Source organism: Lentzea roselyniae, assembly GCF_039537795.1.
GTDB classification, from domain to species: domain Bacteria; phylum Actinomycetota; class Actinomycetes; order Mycobacteriales; family Pseudonocardiaceae; genus Lentzea; species Lentzea atacamensis.
Genome location: NZ_BAABBE010000063.1, coordinates 1 through 18,565, shown reverse-complemented (window position 1 = coordinate 18,565; position 18,565 = coordinate 1). Strand labels below are relative to the sequence as shown.

21 protein-coding genes are annotated in these 18,565 nt (G+C 71.1%); 10 read left to right on the top strand and 11 right to left on the bottom strand.

The features are described from left to right. Positions 1 to 734: 734 nt before the first annotated feature. The 6 genes from ABFX45_RS44285 to ABFX45_RS44260 all read right to left on the bottom strand — a co-directional run bounded on the left by ABFX45_RS44285 (position 735) and on the right by ABFX45_RS44260 (position 3,849). A complete protein-coding gene (locus ABFX45_RS44285; RefSeq protein ID WP_346137129.1) occupies positions 735 to 929 on the bottom strand; it encodes an MOSC N-terminal beta barrel domain-containing protein in 195 nt (64 codons plus the stop codon). A 95-nt stretch (positions 930 to 1,024) separates the two neighbouring features. After that, positions 1,025 to 1,750 (bottom strand): CDGSH iron-sulfur domain-containing protein, encoded by a 726-nt coding sequence (locus tag ABFX45_RS44280; RefSeq protein ID WP_346137128.1) that lies wholly within the window; start codon positions 1,748 to 1,750, stop codon positions 1,025 to 1,027. Further along, positions 1,747 to 2,784, bottom strand: coding sequence for a ferritin-like domain-containing protein (locus ABFX45_RS44275; protein ID WP_346137127.1), 1,038 nt, complete (start codon positions 2,782 to 2,784; stop codon positions 1,747 to 1,749). Before ABFX45_RS44275 ends, ABFX45_RS44280 begins: the two co-directional genes overlap by 4 nt. Continuing rightward, positions 2,781 to 2,999, bottom strand: coding sequence for a hypothetical protein (locus ABFX45_RS44270; protein WP_109643037.1), 219 nt, complete (start codon positions 2,997 to 2,999; stop codon positions 2,781 to 2,783). The genes ABFX45_RS44275 and ABFX45_RS44270 overlap by 4 nt, the downstream gene beginning before the upstream one ends. Then, positions 2,996 to 3,757, bottom strand: coding sequence for a class I SAM-dependent methyltransferase (locus ABFX45_RS44265; protein WP_346137126.1), 762 nt, complete (start codon positions 3,755 to 3,757; stop codon positions 2,996 to 2,998). Before ABFX45_RS44265 ends, ABFX45_RS44270 begins: the two co-directional genes overlap by 4 nt. Further along, positions 3,754 to 3,849: an NAD(P)-dependent oxidoreductase gene (locus ABFX45_RS44260; RefSeq protein WP_146231941.1), complete on the bottom strand. Its 96-nt coding sequence runs from the start codon at positions 3,847 to 3,849 to the stop codon at positions 3,754 to 3,756. The genes ABFX45_RS44265 and ABFX45_RS44260 overlap by 4 nt, the downstream gene beginning before the upstream one ends. Before the next feature lie 177 nt (positions 3,850 to 4,026). Here ABFX45_RS44260 and ABFX45_RS44255 point away from each other — a divergent pair, with 177 nt between their 5' ends. The 3 genes from ABFX45_RS44255 to ABFX45_RS44245 are packed head-to-tail and all read left to right on the top strand — an operon-like array spanning position 4,027 to position 6,920. Further along, complete coding sequence (locus ABFX45_RS44255; protein WP_346137125.1) at positions 4,027 to 5,229, top strand: low temperature requirement protein A; 1,203 nt, start codon at positions 4,027 to 4,029, stop codon at positions 5,227 to 5,229. Then, a complete protein-coding gene (locus tag ABFX45_RS44250; RefSeq protein ID WP_346137124.1) occupies positions 5,222 to 6,169 on the top strand; it encodes an alpha/beta hydrolase in 948 nt (315 codons plus the stop codon). The genes ABFX45_RS44255 and ABFX45_RS44250 overlap by 8 nt, the downstream gene beginning before the upstream one ends. Before the next feature lie 28 nt (positions 6,170 to 6,197). After that, the gene (locus tag ABFX45_RS44245; protein WP_346137123.1) at positions 6,198 to 6,920 is read left to right on the top strand and encodes an alpha/beta fold hydrolase; all 723 of its coding nucleotides are present in this window, start codon (positions 6,198 to 6,200) and stop codon (positions 6,918 to 6,920) included. 62 nt (positions 6,921 to 6,982) lie between these two features. Here the strand turns inward: ABFX45_RS44245 and ABFX45_RS44240 are convergent, their stop codons facing one another. Next, positions 6,983 to 7,231, bottom strand: a complete 249-nt coding sequence (locus ABFX45_RS44240) for a DUF3040 domain-containing protein (RefSeq protein WP_170155140.1) — start codon at positions 7,229 to 7,231, stop codon at positions 6,983 to 6,985. A gap of 16 nt (positions 7,232 to 7,247) precedes the next feature. Then, positions 7,248 to 7,874: a sigma-70 family RNA polymerase sigma factor gene (locus tag ABFX45_RS44235; RefSeq protein ID WP_109639385.1), complete on the bottom strand. Its 627-nt coding sequence runs from the start codon at positions 7,872 to 7,874 to the stop codon at positions 7,248 to 7,250. A 296-nt stretch (positions 7,875 to 8,170) separates the two neighbouring features. On the opposite strand from ABFX45_RS44235, the gene ABFX45_RS44230 reads away from it, so the two are divergent. After that, positions 8,171 to 10,933, top strand: a complete 2,763-nt coding sequence (locus ABFX45_RS44230; protein ID WP_346137122.1) for a helix-turn-helix transcriptional regulator — start codon at positions 8,171 to 8,173, stop codon at positions 10,931 to 10,933. Positions 10,934 to 10,947: 14 nt separating this feature from the next. Here the strand turns inward: ABFX45_RS44230 and ABFX45_RS44225 are convergent, their stop codons facing one another. Both ABFX45_RS44225 and ABFX45_RS44220 read right to left on the bottom strand, forming a co-directional pair. Further along, on the bottom strand, positions 10,948 to 11,706 hold the full coding sequence (locus ABFX45_RS44225; RefSeq protein WP_346137121.1) for an SDR family NAD(P)-dependent oxidoreductase: 759 nt from the start codon (positions 11,704 to 11,706) through the stop codon (positions 10,948 to 10,950). Between the two features lie 103 nt (positions 11,707 to 11,809). Then, a complete protein-coding gene (locus ABFX45_RS44220) occupies positions 11,810 to 14,521 on the bottom strand; it encodes a helix-turn-helix transcriptional regulator (RefSeq protein WP_346137120.1) in 2,712 nt (903 codons plus the stop codon). A gap of 413 nt (positions 14,522 to 14,934) precedes the next feature. On the opposite strand from ABFX45_RS44220, the gene ABFX45_RS44215 reads away from it, so the two are divergent. From ABFX45_RS44215 to ABFX45_RS44195, 5 genes are all read left to right on the top strand, one after another. Then, positions 14,935 to 15,648, top strand: coding sequence for an SDR family oxidoreductase (locus ABFX45_RS44215; protein ID WP_346137119.1), 714 nt, complete (start codon positions 14,935 to 14,937; stop codon positions 15,646 to 15,648). Then, positions 15,630 to 15,824 carry a hypothetical protein gene (locus ABFX45_RS44210; protein WP_346137118.1) on the top strand — a complete coding sequence of 65 codons (195 nt, stop codon included), beginning with the start codon at positions 15,630 to 15,632 and terminating at the stop codon, positions 15,822 to 15,824. Before ABFX45_RS44215 ends, ABFX45_RS44210 begins: the two co-directional genes overlap by 19 nt. Positions 15,825 to 15,837: 13 nt before the next feature. Then, positions 15,838 to 15,993: a hypothetical protein gene (locus ABFX45_RS44205; RefSeq protein WP_346137117.1), complete on the top strand. Its 156-nt coding sequence runs from the start codon at positions 15,838 to 15,840 to the stop codon at positions 15,991 to 15,993. Then, positions 15,990 to 16,385 (top strand): LuxR C-terminal-related transcriptional regulator, encoded by a 396-nt coding sequence (locus tag ABFX45_RS44200; protein ID WP_346137116.1) that lies wholly within the window; start codon positions 15,990 to 15,992, stop codon positions 16,383 to 16,385. Before ABFX45_RS44205 ends, ABFX45_RS44200 begins: the two co-directional genes overlap by 4 nt. Positions 16,386 to 16,457: 72 nt before the next feature. Further along, complete coding sequence (locus ABFX45_RS44195) at positions 16,458 to 17,366, top strand: universal stress protein (RefSeq protein ID WP_346137115.1); 909 nt, start codon at positions 16,458 to 16,460, stop codon at positions 17,364 to 17,366. Here ABFX45_RS44195 and ABFX45_RS44190 read toward each other — a convergent pair. Continuing rightward, positions 17,281 to 18,099 carry a P-type ATPase actuator domain-containing protein gene (locus ABFX45_RS44190; protein ID WP_346137130.1) on the bottom strand — a complete coding sequence of 273 codons (819 nt, stop codon included), beginning with the start codon at positions 18,097 to 18,099 and terminating at the stop codon, positions 17,281 to 17,283. The two genes, ABFX45_RS44195 and ABFX45_RS44190, sit on opposite strands and share 86 nt — an antisense overlap. A gap of 261 nt (positions 18,100 to 18,360) precedes the next feature. Here ABFX45_RS44190 and ABFX45_RS44185 point away from each other — a divergent pair. Beyond that, positions 18,361 to 18,565 (top strand): PAS domain-containing protein (locus tag ABFX45_RS44185; RefSeq protein WP_346137114.1); only part of this gene is annotated, 205 nt, incomplete at its 3' end.

The following is an 18,565-nucleotide window of genomic DNA, read 5'->3' as shown; positions in this document are numbered from 1 at the left end:
TCGGTCACGTGCGCCTGGTGGCCGGGGGAAACTCGTGGGAGGCCCTGCCCGGTGATCTGCTGACGTTGCCCGAGCGCAGGCATCGGGTGGAGGCGCTGGAGGACAGCGTCTTCCTCTTCACCACGGCACTGAGGCTGCCGTGACGAGAGAGGGGCGGGAGCCACCCCCGGCGCTCCTGCCCCTCTCTCATGTCAGTCGACCAGCTTGCCGGCCGTGTCGACATCCCTCATCAGGGACGCGATCTCGTCCGGCACGGGAGGGATCTCCTCCCGTCGGCCCAGCCGGGGCCTGACCAGACGATGTTCGGCTGCTGTGCGGGATGCAGGTCCAGGTAGTCCGACAGGTTGTGACAGCCGCGGGTCTCGCGACGTTCGAGGGCGCACTCCAGGGTCGCGCGGGCCGAGATCGCGGACAGTTCCCCGCGCTGCAGGACATGAACCGGTCCCCCAACGCGTTCGTGAGAGTGCCGCCCTCGCCACGTGCGCCTCGGACACCAGGGTTCCAGCCGCGTTCTCCTGTTCGAGCAGACCGGACGAGGGTGACGCGCAGCGGCTGGCCAGCTCACCGAAGCCGCCGATCGTCATCCGAGCCACCCGGTCCTCGGTGTGCGGCTCGGGCCAGCCGCTGATCACGATGTTCGGCCGGAACCGGTTCATCGGAACGGGATCTGCCCCGCTCCACGATCCGCGCGTTCAGATCATCCAGTGAGGACAGTGAGAGGACCAGCAGCGCGGTCAGGTCGGCCCACTCCGGCCCCGGACCGTGGCCGGCCGCGGCGCCTCGCCCTGCCGGACCGTCATCCTGTCCGGCCCGACGATCGCGAACAGCCGATCGTGGGCCAACCCGGCCAGGGTGACCTCTGCCCGCTCCACGACGACCCCGGCACACCCTTTGATCGGGTACGACGTCAGCGCGTGGACGGCTGCCACGCCGCCAAGGTACCCGGCGCCACCGGCCCGGCACCGTGATTCAGCCCGGTAGCCGAACGGCTCGGCCTGCGGAAGCGCTCTCCAGCGCGACGCAATCAGTCCAATGTGGACGAACTGTCCGTGACCGCCTCCCCCGTCTCGCGGAAGCCGATCTTCCGGTGCGTCCCGTCGCACAACGGCTTGTTGGCCGAGTGACCGCACCGGCACAGCGTCACCCGGTTGCGGGTCTCCTGTGGCCGGCCGTCCGACCGGTGGACCGGTACTCGTCCGCTGACCCACAACGCGCTCGCCTGTCCGTTCTCCTCTTCGAGAACGGAGATCGCCTGTGGCAGGTCGACCTCGACGGTGTCGCCGCCGCGGTGGAGTGCGTAGCTGTAGGACCCGGACGGGCAGTGGTCGATCCGGCTCATGACGTCCGAGCGGATGTCGCTGTCGTCGGTGTCGGCGAGCATCTTCGCGATCGGCCGGGTGCGGCCGACGCAGAACGCGGCGTGGACGCACAGTTCGCCGACCCGTTGCGCGGAGACGTCCACCCCGTCGTGGACGTGCTGCAGCTCCGCGTACGGCCGCATCGGGGTGGCCTCGGTGCCGTCGAACCCGATCTCGGCGTGGGTCCCGTCGCAGAACGGTTTCGCGCTCGACCGGCCGCAGCGGCACAGGGCATAGATCTCCTCGGTCGGGATGGGCTCGCTGGTCTGCCAGGTCACCGAGTCGCCGTCCGCGGAGATGATCTTGCGCTTGCGTCGTAGCGGTACGCCGCCGTACACGACGTACGGGCCGTTGCGGAGCACGACGATCCGCCGCTCGTGCCGGCCCGTCATCGGCGTTGCTCCACTGGCACGTACTCGAACGTGGGGCCTGCCGTCCCGCCGCTGTCGTCCGGCATCCGCAGCAGGGCCTCGGCCTGTGCTTTCAGCGCGAACATCTCGCCGACGGCGACCGCCAGCATGCGCGGACTGCCGTCGAACGCCTGCTCCAGCAGGTGCAGGAGACCGCAGTAGGTGAGGTTGAACTCCTCCTGTGCGGTGCGAATCGGGCTGCCCGGCGCGTGGTCGGCCAGCCGCGGGTTCGGGCGCATCGGGTGGATCCCCGTCGGGTCCACGGAGATCGTCTCGCCGGTCGGCCCGGTGGCCGGCGTGTCACCGCGCTGGTACCGGCGGCCCAGCTTGAGCTCCTCGAACCGGTAGTAGTGCGCGACTTCCTCTCGGCCGGGGTGGAAGACGTCCTCGTCACCGTCCCAGACCTCGTCCCGGGACATGCCCTCGCCCTGTTCGACGATCTCCGCGAGCGCCTCGAGCGCCGAGGCCAGATCGGTGACGGCGACCAGTTTCCCCGCGCTGTGCCGGAAGTGCGTCGAGGTCACCTGACGGGCGGAGTCGCCGGTGAACACCTCCTGTTCGCCGAGCTGCTCGCACAGGTGGCGCAGCCCGTCCTCGATCGCCGCGTAGAACTGCCCGATCGTCTCGTAGTCGTCGCTCTCCGCGGGGGCGCCCGCGGGCGCGGGCCGTTCGATCCGGAGGAACAGGTCGAGGGCGTCGGGCCCGAACGGCACGAGCGACAGCTCCAGTGAGCGGTCGCCGTGCGGCATCGGCCGGGGATGCGGCGGCAGCATCTCCGGGATGTCCAGCCGCGGCCGGCCGCCGACCGCGTTGAGCAGGTTCGCGGCCAGGGCGAGGTGGAGCATCTCCTCGGCGAACACGCTGCCCACGAGCTCGACCGCATCCTGGTTGCGGTCCGGATCGAGGGAGTAGAGCGCGCAGAGGTAAGGCGGCAGGGTCGAGTGCTCCAGCTCGATCGCCCACTGGAGGTGCTCGCGCAGGCTGTCGAGTGTCGCGATGCGTGCTCCTCGGCTCACCGGTGTCCCCTTTCCGCATCCTCGACTGCTTCGACCGCGCCGAGAAGACCGTGGAGGCCGACCTCGTAGCGCTCGGCGTCCGCCGGATCGAACTGCCATTCGGTCACCGGTGTGCCGGCGACCTCCTCGAAGTGGCTCGACACGACGATGTCGATCTCCGCTTGCACCTCGACCTCGAGCCCGTGCAGGAACTCGTTCTCTTCCGGGTTGCTCATGTGTCCTCTTTGCGTGCGTGGACCAGCCAGGTGGCGATCCGTCCGGTGGCGAACAGGTGGGTGAAGCGCTCGCCCTGCCGCGCGGCCAGCGCGTGGGCGGGTTCGGTCCGGTGCTGGGCGGTGACGAGCGCGGTGACCCGAGCGGCGCGCCGGGACCAGGACCGCGGCGTGCGTCCGGCCGGCCGGACCTGTTCGACGAGCCGGAACCCGGTGCCGGCGAGCAGGTCGGCCAGCTGCGGACGGGTGGGGAAGTGGTTGCCCTCGGGGACGGCCAGCGCGGTGAGGGGACCTTCGGCGACGACCGCCAGCAGGCCCAGCGGGGCACCGGGCCGCAGCACCCGGTGGATCTCGCGGAGCACAGCCGCCTTGTCCTCGACGGTGCACAGCACTCCGAGACACCAGGCTGCGTCGACCGAACCTGTCCGAAGTGGAATCCGCCTGCCGTCCGCCGTGATGACCGGCAGCCCGAAGAGCCGAGCCGCGGCCCGGCCCGCGGTCGGCATCGGTTCCAGCAGGATCGGCTGAACCCCGAACCGTTGCGCGGCCCATGCCGCCGGTCCGCCGACACCCGCGCCCACGTCCAGCAGCGTGGCGCCGGGGCCCAGCTCACAGGCTTCGGCCAGCCAGGCGAGGGCGGCCGGGTCGGCACTGCCGCGGCAGGCGGCGGGGATCGCGTGCCGACAGCCGAGTTGCTCGGCGGCGTCGGCGGTCCAGCCCGCGACGTCGTCGAACTCGGCGACCATGGCCGGCGCGGTCACCGGACCGTGCCGTCGCCGGTGGCCTCGTCGACGAGCTCCGGGACGAGTTTCGAGCCGATCAGCCCGGTTCCCCCGATCACCACGATCTTCATGACGAACCCTTCCCGTTCGCCGGCGCGCCGTTCGCCGCCCGGTCACCAAGGGAGACCAGGCAGCCCGCCGCGTTGTGACAGCCGCGGCGGAATCTCCGTGCCCGTCACGAATGCCGGCGCTGCGCGGTCCTTGTTCGCGACCGACCGAGTGGTGAACGGAGCGAACCCGTGCTGCCGATGAGCACCAGGATCAGGATCCGCGTCCGGATGAGCGCGCGCCCGATCGACGAACCGCACCGCGCGGCGAGCCAGCTCGAGCTGCTGTTCGACCTCGTCTTCGTGGTCGCCGTCGCGGCCGCCACCGCCCAGTTCGCGCACCGCATCGGCGAAGGCCACGCCCTCACCGGCCTCGCCGGGTTCCTCCAGGTGTTCTTCGCGATCTGGTGGGCGTGGATGAACTTCACGTGGTTCGCGTCGTCCTACGACACCGACGACGTGGCGTACCGGCTGCTGACCATGGTGCAGATGGCCGGCGTGCTCGTCCTCGCCGCCGGCGCGCCCGCCACGGCCGTCGCCGACTACCGCGCCGTCACGGTCGGCTACCTCATCATGCGGATCGGGCTTGTCGCGCAGTGGGTGCGGGCCGGCGTCGAGGACCCGGCGCGCAGGCGGACCGCGTTCCGTTACGCCACGGGCATCTCGGTCCTGCAGGCCGGTTGGGTGGGGTGGCTCGTCCTCTCCGAGACGGGTGTCCTGTCACCGGTCACCCAACCGGCGCTCTTCGTCGCGCTGGTCGCCGTGGAGCTCGCGGTGCCGCGCTGGGCGGAGCGGATGACGGCCACCACCTGGCATCCGCACCACATCGCCGAGCGCTACGGCCTGTTCACGATCATTCTGCTCGGCGAGAGCCTCCTGGCCGCGACCACAGGTGTTCGCGGGGCACTGGAGGCGGCCGAGATCAGCGGTTCGTTCATCACGATCGCGGTCTCCGGCCTCGTGCTGCTCTTCGCCGCCTGGTGGCTGTACTTCCTGGAACCGGCAGGGCACGGGCTGAGTGATCGCCGCGACGGGTCCTACCTGTGGGGCTACGGCCACTTCGGCATCTTCGCCGCGCTCGCGGCACTCGGCGCGAGCCTGGAGGTCGCGGTCGAGTACACCGGGCACCACCTGCACGTCTCACCACTCGTGATCAGCTACGCGGTCGCGGTCTCCGTGGGCGTGTTCCTCGTGCTGCTGTGGCTGGTCCAGGTGCCCATCGTGGCGAGGCCCGTCCTGCGTCCCGGCGTGGTCCTGGGCTGCGCCACCTTCGTGTTCCTGCTCCCGCTCGCCACGCCGTTGACCGGCGTGGCCGTCGTGATCGCAGGAATCGCGGCGGCCTGCGCACTGCCGGTCGCTTTCACCGTCACCGCCGAAAGAAGAAGAGGAATCTGTCATGAGTGAGCACATCCTCGAACCGGCCGCGCAGGACTTCGCGGACGCGACGGCGAAGCCGCCGTTCCTGTACGAGCTCGGCCCCGAACGCGCGCGGAAGGTTCTCGACGACGTACAGTCCGGCCCGATCGACCTGCTGCCGGTCGACGAGAAGTGGATCACGGTGCCGGCCGAGGTCGGCGACGTGCGCGTGCGCATCGTCAAGCCGGCCGGTGCGGACGGCCCCCTCCCCGTGGTCCTCTACGTCCACGGCGGTGGCTGGGTCCTCGGCAACGCGGGCACGCACGACCGGCTGGTGCGGGAACTGGCCGTCGGCGCCGATGCCGCGGTGGTGTTCGTCGAGTACTCGCGGTCGCCCGAGGCGCGGTACCCCGTCGCGGTCGAACAGGCCTACGCGACCGCGAGGTGGATCACGGCCGACGGCGCCGCCGAGGGCCTGGACGCCTCTCGCCTCGCGATCGCCGGTGACTCGGTCGGCGGCAACATGTCCGCCGTCGTCGCGATCCTCGCCAAGCGGCGCGGGGACGTGACGTTCCGGCACCAGTCGCTGTACTACCCGGTCACCGACGCCGGCCAGGACACCGACAGCTACCGCGAGTTCGCCGACGGACCACATCTCACCGCCAAGGCCATGGCCTACTACTGGGACTCCTACCTGCCCGACGTGTCCCAGCGCGCCGACGTCACCGCGTCCCCGCTGCGCGCACGGCCGGAGGACCTCACCGGACTCCCGGAGACCTTCGTCGTCGTCGACGAGAACGACGTGCTGCGCGACGAGGGCGAGGCCTACGCGCGCAAGCTCGTCGCGGCCGGGGTGCGCACGACCTGCGCCCGCTACAACGGCACCCTCCACGACTTCATGATGCTCAACCCGCTCCGCGGGTCCGCGGCCGCGACCGCCGCAGTGGAGCAGGCGTGCCGCGTGCTGCGGAAGGCGCTCCACGGTTAGACCACGGACACAGAAGGAGACAGAACCCATGACTGAACAGAAGCCGACCGTCGTCCTGGTGCACGGTGCGTTCGCGGAGTCCGCGAGCTGGTACGGGGTCGTCGAACGACTGCAGGCAAGACACGTGGACGTCGTCGCGGCGGCGAACCCGCTGCGCGGCCTCACGAGCGACGCCGCGTACGTGCGCGACGTCGTCGCCGGCATCGGCGGCCCCGTCGTGCTGGCCGGACATTCCTACGGCGGAATGGTGATCACCGAGGCGGCGGCCGGCAACGCGGCCGTGACCGGGCTCGTCTACGTCTGCGCGTTCGCACCCGAGCACGGGGAGAGCGCGCTGCAGCTGTCGGCGAAGTTCCCGGGCAGCACGCTCGGCCAGACGCTCACCGCCCATCCGGTCGCCACCGGCGGCAACGAGTTCTTCATCCGGCCAGACGCGTTCCACCACCAGTTCGCCGCCGACGTCGCGCCCGCCGAGTCGGCGCTGATGGCGGCAACGCAACGCCCGGTCACCGAGGCGGCGCTCACCGCGGGCCTCGCGACGAAAACCCCGGCGTGGCGGTCGATCCCGTCCTGGTTCGTCTTCAGCGACCAGGACCTCAACATCCCCGTCGCACTTCACCGGTACATGGCGGAACGCGCCAACGCCAAGGGCGTCCGGGAGGTGGCAGGCGGGTCGCACGCCCTCACCGTGTCGGACCCGGCCGCGGTTGCGGCCGCGATCCTCGACGCCGTCGACGGCTCGGCCGCGTAAGGGAATCCGGGACAGGTCGATCACCCCGCCACGCGGAGGTGACGGGGTGATCGACACCGGGGTCAGAGCTGTTCGCCGGTCCGCGACTGCCACCACGTGCGAACGGTTCCGGCCGCCAGCAGTGCCACGGTCAGCAGCGATGTGACCTCGTCCGGCACGAAACCCAGCAGTGCGAAAGGGAGGGCGAGCCATCGCGCGAGCCACTGGACGCGGCTGCCCCGTGGCGAGCCGAGCAACTCGGCCAGCCTCGGGTCCTCGATGGTCAGGTTCTTCTCGATGGCGCGCAGCGTGCGGTGCTCCTGCCAGTTCACGTCGTCTCCCGACGGCTCAGCGGGAGACGACGACGTCGTCGACGAGGACGCGCTCGAGGTCTGCCACCTCACCGACCTGCGCCGCGTCGAGGAACGCGGTGAGCAGGCGATCCAGTTCCGCGGGCAGGACAGGTCCGTGCCGCTGTTCGGCGAGGTGCGCGCGGGCTCGCCGGGCCAGTTGCCGCGCGCCGGCGTCGCTGATCGCGAGCGCCTCCGCGATCTCGCGGAACGGGTAGTCGAACGCCTCCCGGAGCACGAAGACCGCGCGTTCCTTCGGCGACAACCGCTCCAGCAGCAGCCGGACAGCGTGCGCCACGTCCTCCGACCGCTCGGCCACCATCATCGGGTCGTCGGCGGTCGAAGCCTGCTCCGGCAGACGGCCGTCGACGGGCACCTCACGGCGGAGGCGGGCCGAGCCGACGAGGTTGAGCGCGACCCGCGTCGTGACCTTCACGAGGAACGCCGCCCGGTCCCGCACCCCCGCCCGGTCTGTGCTCTGCCAGCGGACCCAGACGTCCTGGACGACGTCTTCGGCGTCGGCGACTCTGCCGAGCATCCGGTACGCGATCCCGAACAGGCGCGGGCGAACGTTCTGGAAGGCCGCCGCGTCTTCGAGGGTGGCGGTGGCGTTGGACGTGTGCATGAGGCTCCCCCTGGTCGCGTGGCCGCTGTGTCACGACAACCGTCGCCCGATCAGGCGCATGGACGCGCCAGTGGAAGGCACGGGTACATCCCTGGGCCGAGTCCCCGGGGTGGCCCGGGCCCGGGGGCCAGTCCCCGTGGTACTCGGTGGAAGCGCGATCATCGACGCCGAGGCCGGGCTGGAGAAGCTGTGGCACACACCACCGAGGTGGCTGCCCGGTTCGTTGCCGCGGCGGGTGCATGATTGAGGGGCCCGCCGTTGATCGAGCAGGGCTCCCCACCTCCGCGGCGGTGCTGATGTCGACCGATGATCCTGCGCGCAGCTTGCTGGGCCGGCGCGCCGAAACCGCTGTGCTGGACCGCTTGCTGGCCGACGCGCGGTCTGGCCGCAGCCAGGTCCTGGTCCTGCGGGGCGAGGCGGGAATCGGCAAGTCCGCGTTGGTGGAGCACCTGGTGGAAAGCGCTTCCAGCTGCCGGGTCGCGCGGGCCGTCGGCGTCGAGTCCCAGATGGAGCTGGCGTTCGCCGGGGTGCACCAGCTGTGTGCGCCGATGATGACGCATCTCGATCGTCTGCCGGGTCCGCAGCGTGACGCGCTGGCTGTCGCGTTCGGACTGAGCGCGGGAAGTGTCCCGGACCGGTTCATGGTCGGGTTGGCGGTGCTCAGCCTGCTGGCCGAGGCGGCGGAGGAGCGGCCCCTGGTCTGCGTCGTGGACGACGCCCAGTGGCTCGACCGGGTGTCCGCGCAGACGCTGGCGTTCGTCGCGCGGCGGTTGCTGGCGGAGCCGGTGGCGTTGGTGTTCGCGGTGCGGGGGGAGGCGCTCGCGCCGGACGACGATCCCCTGACGGGGCTGCCGGAGCTCGTCGTCCAGGGGCTGCGTGACCGTGACGCGGGTGCGCTCCTCGATTCGGCGGTACCGGGACGGCTCGACGAACGCGTTCGGGACCGGATCATCGCCGAGACCCGCGGCAACCCGCTGGCGTTGCTGGAGTTGCCGCGCGGGTTGACACCGGCGGAGCTGGCCGGCGGGTTCGCGCGGCCCGACGCGCGGCCGCTGGCGGGGCAGATCGAGCAGAGCTTCCTGCGGCGGATCGAGGCGCTCCCGGCCGCCACGCAACGGCTGCTGCTGGCGGCGGCCGCCGAGCCGGTCGGAGACGTGTCGTTGTTGCGGCGGGCGGCCGAGGCGCTCGCCATCGGGCCGGACGCGGCGGGGCCCGCCGAGGCGGCCGGGCTGGTCGAGTTCGGCGCGCAGGTGCGGTTCCGGCATCCGCTGGTCCGCTCGGCGGCGTATCGCTCGGCAGGCCCCGGAGATCGCCGGGACGTGCATCGCGCGCTGGCCGAGCTGACAGATCCCGAGTCCGACCCGGACCGCCGCGCGTGGCATCGCGCCCACGCGGCGGTCGAGCCCGACGAGGCCGTGGCCGCCGAGCTGGAGCGCCGCGCTGATCAAGCCCAGGCTCGCGGCGGGCTCGCGGCGGCGGCCGCGTTCCTGCGGCGGGCCACCGAGCTGACACCTGATCCGGACCGGCGTGGCGCGAGGGCGCTGGCGGCGGCGCAGGCGACCTTCGAGGCCGGGGCTCCCGATGCCGCGCTCGAACTCGTCGCCGCCGCGGAGGTGGCCGTGCTGGACGAGGTGCGGCGCGGGCGGCTGGCGCGGCTGCGCGGCCAGATCGTCTTCGCGCGCAGGCGCGGCGGGGAAGCGTTGCCGTTGCTGCTCGACGCTGCCGCCCAGCTGGCACGAGTCGACGACGGACAGGCGCGCGAGGCGTATCTCGAAGCTGTGGGAGCAGCCGTCTTCGCCGGTCGGCTCAACGGACCCGACGGACTGCGGGAGGTGGCCGAGTCCGCCCGCGCCGCACCGGGCGAACCGCGACCGGCTCGGCCTGCAGACGCACTTCTGGGCGGCCTGGCGACACGGTTCGCCGACGGTCACGTCGCGGGTGCGCCGCAGGTGAAGCGCGCTCTGGAGGCGTTCCGGCGGGATGCCGAACGCACCGGGGACGACATCATGCGTTGGCTCTGGCTGGCATGGCCGGCCGCCGGCGACATGTGGGACGACGAGGCCTGGCGCGAACTGAGCACGCACGCGGTCCGGACGGCGCGCGAGACCGGCGCGCTGAACTACCTCCCTCTGGCCCTCTCCTACCGCGCGGCCGTGCACGTGCACGCCGGGGAGTTCGACGTGGCCTCGGCACTGGTCGAGGAGTCCGAGGCGATCACGGAGGCGACCCGCAACTCGCCACTCGGCTACACCTCGCTCCTGCTCGTCGCCTGGCGCGGCGAGGATCTCCAGGCAGCGGAGCTGATCGGGGCCCAGGTCCACCGGGCGACCACGTGGGGCGAGGGACGGGCGATCGGTCTCGGTGCTTACCTGACCGCGGTGCTGCACAACGGCTTTGGTCAGTACCGGGCCGCCATGGCCGACGCGGAACGGGCCTGCGAGCACGACGATCTGATGGCCGTCGGCCTGTCCCTCGTCGAACTGGTCGAGGCGGGCGCCCGCGGTGATGCACCCGACGCGGCCGCCGCTGCCCTGCGGCAACTCGAGGAACGCGCCGCCGCCAGCGGCACGGACTGGGCACTCGGCGTGCTGGCCCGGTCCCGAGCGCTGCTCAGCGACGGCGCGGCCGCCGACCAGCTGTACCGCGAGGCCATCGAGCGCCTCGAACGCACCAAGATCGCCGTGCACCTCGCACGCACCCACCTGGTGTACGGCGAGTGGCTCCGCCGAGAGGGCCGGCGCCTCGACGCGAGAGAGCAGTTGCGCGCCGCGTACGAGATGCTGAACCGCTTCGGCGCCAAGGCCTTTGCCGAGCGCGCTCGTCGCGAGCTCACGGCAACCGGCGAGTCGGTGCACAGACGTGCGGTCGAGGCACGTCCGGTGCTCACAGTGCAGGAAGCCCAGATCGCCCGCCTCGCCGGTGACGGGAAGACGAACACGGAGATCGGCGCCGAACTGTTCATCAGCCCCCGCACGGTCGAATGGCACCTGCGCAAGGTGTTCACCAAGCTCGGCGTCGACTCGCGCAGGCAACTCCGCGGCGCTCTGATCGACAACTGACGATCACACCAGCTCTACTCTGCAGCGCGAACGCGCATCTCGTTGACCGCCACCCGCCGGTCGCGCGTGACGATGTAGCCGATCGCGTCCGCGACGTCCTCCGGCCGCAGCGCCTCCCTTCCGCCGACGTGCCGGCGCATCGCGTTCCGGGTCGCCGTGCCGAAGTGGTTCACCAGGTCGGCTTCCACGACGGCGGGCTCCACCAGGCTGACCCGCACCCGTTCGACGAGCAGTTCCTGGCGCAACGACTCGGTGAACCCCTCGAGACCGGACCTGGTGAGGTTGTAGACGCTGCTGCCCTGCCGGGGGAGCTGTCCGGCTGTCAGGCTCACGTTCACCAGGTCCGCCACCCGCCGTGGCGACGTCGCGGCCGCGTCGATCAGGTACGGGACGGCGGCGTGCGTGACATGCAGGAGCGCTGTCACGTTGAGCGCGACCAACCGGTCCCATTCCTCCAGCGGAGCGTGCAACGCCGTGTCGAGCAGCACCACGCCGGCGTTGTTGACCAGGACGTCCAGGCGCCCCAGCCGATCGAGCGTGTCCTGCACAGCCTGGTAGGCACACTCCGGATCGGTGATGTCGGCCGTCACCGTGATGGCCTGGCCGCCCAGGTTCCTGATGTCGTCCGCGATCTGGTCCAGGCGGTCACTGCTGCGCGCGACCAGCGCGACCGCCGCACCCTCGCGGGCGAGGCAGTGCGCCGCGCCGGCACCGATGCCGCTGCCGGCATCCGTCACGAGCGCGACCGCCCCGGTCAACCTCTTGTCGGACATGGCTTTCTCGTCCCTTCCCCGGCTGCTGCTCCTCGCGGCCAGACTCGCTCGTCCGGTTCGCGAGGCGCGCCAGGGAATCACCCTGGTCCCGGGAACCAGGGTGTTATTCGTCGCGTGGCAAGGCGTCCCCGAGCTGCCTGCGGGAGGTGATCGACAGCTTCGTGAAGATCTTGCCGAGGTGCCACTCGACCGTCCGCGGGCTGAGGAAGAGCTGCGCACCGACCTCCGGGTTGGACAAGCCTTCCCGGACGAGCAGGGCGATCTGCCGTTCCTGGGGCGTCAGGTCGTCACCCGCCGCTTGATCGACCGTGCGCTTCTGCACCTTCTCGCCGGTGGCGAGAAGCTCGCGGCGGGCGCGCTCGGCGAACGCGTCCATGCCGATCGAGACGAACATGTCGAACGCGGTCCGCAGCTGTTCCCGTGCGTCGACGCGCCGGGACTGCCTGCGCAACCACTCGCCGTACAGCAGATGGGCGCGCGCCAGTTCGGGACGCAGCTTCGTCCGGCCCAGCCGCTCGACGGCCTCGCTGTAGAGGCGTTCCGCGGCGATCTCGTCGCTGAGCAACGCCTGGCTGCGCCGCAGGATCCCCTGCGCCCAGTCCGTGTCGCAGGGTTCCGCCGCCTCTGCCAGCCGGTCGAGTGCGCCACGGGCGATCCCGTCCTCACCGACGCGTGCCGCCGCCTCGATGAGTTCCGGCAGCACCCACACCGAGACCCACAGCTCGGCGATCCTGGCGCTGACCTGGGCCGCCGGTATCGCCTGCTCGTACCGGGCCAGGCCGTTGTACAGGACGGCGGCGGCCCAGTTCGCGGTCGTGACGCCCATGAGCTGGCCGTCCTGCCCGGCCCACTCGATGGTGGTGGCGATCAGTTCGGTGGCCTCGGTCTCCTTGCCCTGCATCGCTGTCAGCAGAAGCTTGGTGTGTGGCGCGATGGGGACTCCGGTCGCGGCGGAGACGGCCTCGGCCTCGGCGGCGATCGTCGCGGCGCCGGCGAAGTCCCCGGTCCACGTCGTCGCGATCCCCAGTGAGGCGAGGTAGATGGGAAGCAGGGTCAGGGCGCCGGCGCCCCGGGCCACCTCGGCCGCTCGGACGTAGGTCTGGCGCATGGCCTCGTCGTCCCAGACGGCCGCGTTCGCGCCGTTGCCCACCCAACCCCACCTCAGCACGTCCTGCGCTGGAAGATCCGAGAGCACGGCCGTTGCCCGCTGCAGCACGGGGACCGCGGCGGACCGGCCGTCGGTGACGAGCAGCCCGTAGCCGGTGAGCACCAGGTCGATGGGACGCGGTGTCCCGTCTGGTGGCGGCAGGTCCCTGATCGCCTGGGAGATCGCCATGAGGCTCTCGCCGTCCGCGGCGATCAGTGCCGCGGCGCCCCAGGCCTGCAGATAGGTCTCCCGCGCGAGGTCCGCGTCGAACGGTTCGATCCGTTGCGCGGCCGCCAGCAGCATCGGCGGCGCTTCGTTGCCGAGGCCGGCCGAGAACGCGATCTGGCTCCGCACCAGGTGAGCGCGTGCCCGGAGGAACTCGTCCCGCGCGTCGCGCTCCGCCGCGTCGACCGAAGCGCGTGCGGCCGCGAGGTCACCCGCCCGGAGGCTGGCGTCCGCAGCCGCCACGGCACGCTCGGCGCGTCGGGCGGGGTCGACGGTCAGGGCCACGGACCGCTGCAGGAAGGCGGCAGCGGCGGCCAGCCCACCGCGTGCCTGCGCCCGTTCGGCGGACCGCTCGAGCTCCGCGGCGACGTCCTCGTCCGGCCCGGCCGCGGCGGAGGCGAGGTGCCAGGCGCGGCGGTCCGGGTCGACCCGGGGGTCGGTGACCCTGGCCAGCGCCAGATGCACTGCCCGGCGATCTTCGTCATCGGCCGCCTGGTACACGGCCGACCGCACGAGCGGGTGGCGGAAGATCACGCGTACCTCGAACGACACCAGCTCGTCGATCTCGTCGTTGAGGGCCGTTGGGGGCGTGACGCCTAGCCGTTCGGCGGCGCGCCACACCAGGGTGGGATCGCCGACCGGCTCGGCGGCGGCGACCAGCAGGAGCAGCCGGCTCTGCGGGGGCAGCTCCTCGATCCGCGTCACGAAACTCTGTTCGATCCGGCCCGGCAGCGTGCCGGCGTGCGGCAGGCCGAAGCCGCCCGCCACCCGCGTGGCAGTCAGCTCGCGGGACAGCTCCAGCAGGGCCAGAGGGTTTCCCCTGGTCTCGGCCACGATCCGATCGCGAACGTGCTCATCGAGCGGAGCGTGGAACGCTGCCTTGAGCAGGGTGCCGGCGTCAGCCTTGCCGAGCCCGGTGACCTCGAGTTCCGGGAGCCCGAGCAGGTCCTGGCCTCGCTCACGCGCGCCGAACACGAGGGCGACCGACTCCGCCAGCAGCCGGCGGGCCACGAAGCCGACGACCTGAGCGGAGGCCCGGTCCATCCACTGCGCGTCGTCGATCACGCACAGCACGGGGCTGCTCTCCGAGGCGTCCGACAGGAGGCTCAGCACCGCCAGCCCGACCAGGAACTTCTCCGGTGGAGTGCCCGCGCGCATGCCGAACACCGTCTGGAGCGCTTCGCGCTGCGGTGCGGGAAGGTCTTTCAGCGAGTCCAGCAGCGGTACGCACAACTGGTGCAGGGTGGCGAACGCCAGCTCCATCTCGGACTCGACACCGACCGCCCGCAGCACGCGCATGCCCGTCGCCGCGCTCTCCACGTGCTCGAGCAAGGCCGACTTCCCGATCCCGGGAGGGCCGTGCACCACGAGCACACGGCTTTCACCCGTGCGGACCGCCGCGATCGTCTGATCGAGGAAGGCGAGCTCCGACTCTCGCCCCACCAGTCCGGCATCTCTTCGGAACACCACCGTCAAGCCCCCATCGCCGCGCTGGATCGTGCTGATCACGCACGATCCACGACGACGATCATCCGTGCCGTGGCCGTCCCAGGTCGAATGGGTCTGTGCCACCTGTCGCGGGTGTCACCTCAGCAGGCCGCCGAAGAGGAGGTCCAGGTAGCGCCGCCACGACTCGGGCTCGGTGTCCTGCAACGGCGCGGGGACCTGATGAAGGCCGGTCATCAGCAGCACCACGTCTCGCCCGGCAGTGAGCCCAAGGGACACCGGGCTGCCGTGCGGCGAATGTGGTTTTCGTCATCGTTGTACCGGCGCGACACCATCGGCGCGTTCGGCTGTCACATTCAGACCCTCGTCCTTGTCTTGTCTGTCGAGTCGATGCGAGAGGACGAGACACGATGAAGATGGCAGTGGCCGGCGGAACCGGCTGCGTCGGCAAACTGGTGGTCGAGCAGGCGCGCGAGCGGGGTCACGAGGTCGTGGTGATCTCCCGGTCGGGCGGCGTCGACCTGATGACGGGGGCCGGTCTCGACGACGCGCTGCGCGGCGTGGACGTCGTGATCGACGTGGCGAACGTGTCGACGCTCAGCCGCAAGGCATCGGTGGCGTTCTTCGAAACCGAGACGCGCAACCTGCTGGCAGCGGAGCAGCGGGCGGGCGTTGGCCACCACGTGCTCCTGTCCATCGTCGGGATCGACCGGGTCGAATCGGGCTACTACCTCGGCAAGCGCCGCCAGGAGGAGCTGGCGCTGGCCGGCCCGATTCCGGTGACGCTGCTCCGGGTGACGCAGTTCCACGAGTTCGCGGCGCAGATGCTCGACAAGGTGCCTGGCCCGGTGAAGGTGGCGCCGTTGATGAAGAGCCGGCCGGTCGCCGCCTCCGAGGTCGCCACCGAGCTCGTACGCCTGGCTGAGGGACCCGCCCAGGGTCGGGCGACCGAGCTGGCAGGCCCCGAGGTGCTGACGATGGCATCCATGATGCGCCGCCTGGCCAAGGGCAAGCTGGTGCTGACGGTGCCCGTCGGCAAGGCGATGGCGAACGGTGGCGTGCTGCCGACCGGCGACTTTCACCGCGGGAAGATCACCTTCGAGCAATGGGCGAAGTCGCGATGACGGTGGCGGCCAGGCACTGGATGGCCGGCGTGCCGGCCTACCAGGGAGTGTGGGCGGCGGCGTTCCCACTGTCCTTCTACAACGACTCCCCCGGCCCAGGACTCCACTGGGTGGCGGCGCTCAGCCCGTACAACGAGCATCTGGCCCGCAAAGTGGGAGCGCTCAACCTGGCCTGATGGTGCTGAGCGTGTGGGCACGGCGCCGCAGTCCGTGTTCCACACCGCCGCGCTGTCCGGCGGTGACTGGCTGATCGCGGCGGCGGTGGCGTCCTCGGTGCTGTGGGTCGAAGAACTCGTCAATGCGGCACACCGGTGGGCCAGGGCGTCGTCGATGAGCGGACGTTGAGGTGCGCCAGGGCACCCATCCGCCCGGCAGGAGCCCCCGACGCGGCGCTGGAGCTCCTCGCCGCCGCGGAGATGAGCCCGTTGGACGCGCTCCAGCGCGGACGGCTGACCCGGCTCCGCGCGCAGATCGCCTTTGCGCCGGTCGACGCCCTTCTCGACGGGCTGACCGCGCGGTTCGCCGACGGCTACGTCGAGGGCGCCATCGGCGAGGCCGGACACCAACGCACGGATGCGACGCGTGAACCCCTCATCGCGCAGGAAGCCGGCAGGACGACCTCCGAGATCGGCGCCGAGCTGTTCCTCAGCCCTCGCACCGCGGAATGGCACCTGCGCAAGGTGTTCGCCAAGCTCGACGCCGCCTCGCGCAGGGAGCTCTGCGCGGTGCCGAGCTGACCGGCCCATGTCACAACGCCGCGGCCAGATCTGTCCTAGTTGGCACAGGGCCACTTCGGACAGGAGCACGCAATGGGACAGTGGCAAGACAAGAACCTGCCGATCGTCGTCGGCATCGACGGATCGTCATCAGCCCTCGATGCCGCCCGATGGGCCGCACGCGAGGCCGCGCGGCGCAGCGCGCCTGTGTACCTGGTCAGCGCCTTCGGCTGGTCGGGGCACCGGCACCTCGGCGACCCGGGACTCGGCGGCTACCGGGAGTCGATGTTGGCGGACACCTGGAGGACGGTCGCCGTTGCTGCCAAGGCGGCCCGGCACGTCGCCGAGGGTGTGGAGATCTCCGAGCTGACCCTCGACGGTTTCCCGGTGCCGCTGCTGGTCACCGAGTCGCGCACGGCCGGGCTGCTCGTGATCGGTGACCGCGGCCTCGGCGGGTTCACGTCGTTGCTGATCGGTTCGGTCGCGATCAGACTGGCCGCCCAGGCGGAGTGCCCGGTCGTCGTCGTGCGCGGCGAAGACTCGTCCGACACCGGACCGGTCGTCGTCGGCATCGACGGCTCACCGGTCAGTGAGGCGGCACTGGAGTTCGCGTTCGACGCGGCGGACGCGCGCGGAGTGCCGTTGATCGCGGTGCACGCGTGGAACGACCACGCGGTCGCCTTTGCCGTGACGGAGCCGGTGGAGTGGGACGCCGCTGAAGCCGAGGAGCATCGGCTGCTCGCCGAGCGGCTGGCGGGGTGGAGCGAGAAGTATCCCGATGTCGAGGTGCGGCGCGTGGTCGTGAGCGACGGACCCGCGCACGCCCTGATCGAGCAGGCGACCGCCAGCTCGGCGCAGCTGGTGGTCGTCGGGTCGCACGGCAGGGGCAGCGCGGCCGGCCTCGTGCTCGGCTCCGTCAGCCACGCGCTGCTGCACCACTCCCCCTGCCCGGTCGTCGTCGTGAGGCCGGATCCGAGCACTCACGCGGAAACATCGCGATGAGCCCCATGCCATGAACGCCGGGAGCAACGCGCACTGCGTGCCATCGAAAGAACATCAGGATCGACGATCCGGCACTGGCCGAACAGCTCCGCTCGTTCAGAGGTGGCGCAAGCGCCCGAAGGAAGTGGTACGCCGGGGCGCTCGCGGTGGTGCTGTTTGGCGCCACCACGGGCTCCTGCCGACCGGCCTTCTCCTCACGCCGGCACCAGGTCCCAAGTGGTAGGCGCGGGTCGGGTCGTTGGGGTCGGTGGCGACCTCGTGCACGCTCATGAACAGTGCCGCGATCCGTTCGGCGGTGGCCTGGTTGTCGCCAGCGTGAGGCCACCGCCGATGAGGGCGACGAACATGAGCCAGCACGCGGCGCGGTCCGAGGCACCTTCGAGTTCTGCGCCTCCTGCGCCGGTTTGACGATCTCTGCCGGTGCGGTGCCCGAGCCGACCTTCGTCGCCCGCACGCGCGACGTCCCGTTGGCGTTGATCGTGGCGCCGACGACCGCCGAGCCGGGCGGCTTGTGCACCGGCAGGCTCTCACCGGTGGCCGTCGAGTTGACCACTTCGGGCTCGCCGTCCTCGACCACACCGTCCACGGCGATCTTCGCCCCGGACCGGACGAGCATCAGGTCCCCGGCCACGACCTCGGCGGTCGGCGCCTCGACCGGCGCACCGTCACCGATGACCACGGCCCCGGGCGGGGGCGAGGTCGAGCAACGCCCTGACCGCGTCGTTGGCGCCATCACGGGCCGCATCTCGAACCAGTGTCCTGGCAGGACGAACGCGGCCAACACGGTCGCGGCCTCGGCGCGTGCTGTGAGCTACCGCTCCAGGGTCTTGGAAATGCGCAATGAGAGTCCTCTATGGATCTGAAGTGATTCGCCGTCAGACGGAACACTGTGTTTACCCTCGCCTCCAGACGGGTATGAGGATGGCCGGAAATAGTGTCATGGCAATGGATTCGGAGCCGGGCCTGTGTGGTGAGACAGGAGGAACGATCAGCCATGTGGTTCGTGGACGGGAAAGCCGCGGAGTTCCTCGACAGTGCACCAGCGAGCACCATCGACACCGCGCGTGGTCTCGCAGGTTCCGGTGGATCGCTGCTGGAGATCACGGCGGTCCTCGAACGAGCGCCCGTGGGCTTCGCTGTGGTGGACGAGCAGATGCGTTTCCTCTACGCCAACCCGGAGTTCGCGTCGGTGCTCGACT